Annotated in this window: 3 protein-coding genes; all 3 read left to right on the top strand. The window is 69.6% G+C overall.

Going from position 1 to position 2319, the window contains the following annotated elements:
• On the top strand, window positions 1–365 hold a 365-nt coding region (locus E1292_RS52110), incomplete at its 5' end, for a hypothetical protein (protein ID WP_165975186.1).
• Window positions 366–373: 8 nt separating this feature from the next.
• The gene (locus tag E1292_RS50155) at window positions 374–952 is read left to right on the top strand and encodes a hypothetical protein (protein ID WP_132606838.1); all 579 of its coding nucleotides are present in this window, start codon (window positions 374–376) and stop codon (window positions 950–952) included.
• Between the two features lie 135 nt (window positions 953–1087).
• On the top strand, window positions 1088–2302 hold the full coding sequence (locus E1292_RS50150) for a cytochrome P450 family protein (protein ID WP_132606837.1): 1215 nt from the start codon (window positions 1088–1090) through the stop codon (window positions 2300–2302).
• Window positions 2303–2319 lie beyond the last annotated feature (17 nt).

Here is a 2319-nt window from a genome sequence, read left to right as displayed (position 1 = left end):
GGACGTACGCGTTCGACAAGGGGGCGGGCTGGATCGCCGGGTTCTTCAAGAACGGCAAGATGCTGGACGAGTCGTACGCCACGGCGACGGAGAACCGGGAGCTGGTCAACCGGTTGATGGAGCAGATGGTGGCCACGGCCACGGTCGCGCACGGCCAGCACGACGGCCAAGGCCTCAAGGGACGTTCGTTCACGGACGAGAACGGCAACATGAAGCCAATCATGGAAATGACGCCGGAGGAGTACGAGGCTTTCCTGAACTGGGCGGGGGATCACTCCGGGTTCAACAGTCACAAAGCCTTCTCGGAAGGCATCATGAATGATGGAGCCGAGGAGGCTCGCCGGTCCTATCGGATTTCTGATTAAGGATAACCGTGATCAACAGGCGGCAACTCGTCGTTTCGGCGCTCTTGACGATGGTCGCCGTTTCCTCGTGCTCCGGCGGTGATTCGAAAGCGGCTCCGCACGACCTCCGTCCGGTCGTCGACCAGCCCCCGTACTGGTGCGAATTCGTCTCGCAGGAGTCCTATCGTCGCGTCAGCGGCGACACGCGGGCGTATACCGAGCGGAAGGACGGGCGGTGGCGTGACGACGGTGGTTGCCTGGTCGAAGGGGGTAAGAACGGCGATCCCGTCGGGGTGTGGTGGTCGAAGATCGACGACAGCGTCAAGCGGCTCGAGCTCACCCGCGAAAACTGGGCCATGGCCAAGCCCACCGAGTTGCCCGCGGACCTCGGTGAGGGATTCGCCGCCTACGCGGGCAACGACATGCTGGGCGGACGTCCGTATTACGTGATTTCCCGTTTTTCCTGCGGTGACACGGATCCCTGGATTCGCATCGATCTCAAAAAGGTGGCCGAGGGGCGTGACGCCATCAAGGATCTCACCGAGTTGATGCGGGTCGCGCAGCGTCGTTATGGCGTGCTGCACGATTGCGACCCGGGCCCCATCTAGCCTTTCGACCAGCTGTCAGCGGCATTTGTTGCAGCGGCGGCTCGGCGTTGTGCGTGCCCAGGCAGGAGGCGCGCACGACGCGGAGCCGGGGTAGGACGGGAACGGTAAGGACCGGGCCCGATCTGTGGGGGATGGATGCTTGAGGAGATGCTGCCCGACTACGACGGGGTGCTGGCCGACCCCTATCCCGCGTACGCCCGGCTGCGGGAGTCGGGTGTGCCCCACCGTGTGACGCTGCGCAGCGGCCTGTACGGCTGGCTCGTGACCCGCTACGACGACGCCCGTGCCGCGCTGGCCGATCCGCGGCTCAGCAAGGACCCGCGCAACGCGCCGCCCGACTGGCAGGAGGCGGGCCGCGGGAGGCCGCTGGAGGACCGTGCGGGGCTGGGCACCCACCTGCTCACCACGGACCCGCCCGAGCACACCCGGCTGCGCCGCCTGGTCGCCCGCTACTTCACCCCGGGCAGGCTGGCCGCCCTGCGGCCGCGGATCGAGGAACGGGCCGGCGCGCTCATCGACGGGTTCCGCGCGAGTGACGGAGCCGAACTGATCGGGGACCTCGCCTCGCCGTTGCAGTTCGCCACGATCTGCGACGTGCTCGGCGTGCCGGCCGGCGACCGTACGGACTTCCAGCGGTGGACCACGGCCGTCGTCACCTCGGGGGAGGGGAGGGACGAGGCCAGGCCGGAGGCGCTGCGCCGTCTGGGCGCGTACGTGAGCGAGCTGGCGGCGGCCAAGCGGCGCGAGCCGGGGGACGACGTCATCAGCGCGATCACGGTCGCCGTTGACGAGGAGGAGCGGCTGTCCGAGAGCGAGATGTTGTCGATGATCTTCCTGCTGCTCGTGGCCGGCTATGAGACGACCGTCGGCCTCGTCGGGCTGGGCACGTACACGTTGCTGCGGCACCCCGACCAGCTCCGCCGGCTGCGGGAGCGGCCGGAGCTGATCGACCGGGCGGTGGAGGAGCTGCTACGGCACGACAGTCCGGTCGAGCTGGCGACCTGGCGCTTCGCCCTGGAGCCGCTGGAGATCGGCGGGGCGGCGGTCCCCGCGGGGCAGCCGATCCTGGTGGCGCTGGGAGCGGCCAACCGCGACCCGCGCCGCTTCCCCGGCCCGGACCGGCCCGACCTCGCCAGGGAGGACAACGCCCACCTCAGCTTCGGCCACGGGCCGCACTACTGCCTCGGGGCCATGCTCGCGCGCATCGTCGGCCGGGCCGCCCTGGCCGCCGTCGCCGGCCGCCTGACCGGGCTCGCCCTCGCGGTGCCGCCCGAGACGCTGAGCTGGCGCGCCAGCCTGACGGTACGCGGCCCGCAGCGGCTCCCGGTGACCTTCGACGCCGTCACCTGAGCCGCACCCACCCACCC

The sequence above is a fragment of the Nonomuraea deserti genome, from assembly GCF_004348685.1.
Classification (GTDB): domain Bacteria; phylum Actinomycetota; class Actinomycetes; order Streptosporangiales; family Streptosporangiaceae; genus Nonomuraea; species Nonomuraea deserti.
Note: the sequence above shows the minus strand (reverse complement) of the source record. Positions and strands in the feature narration are given on the sequence as shown.

Bases quoted from the DNA above. Each gene is read 5' to 3' on its own strand.
- E1292_RS50150 (WP_132606837.1), top strand. From the start codon at position 1,088: ATGCTTGAGGAGATGCTGCCCGACTACGACGGGGTGCTGGCCGACCCC.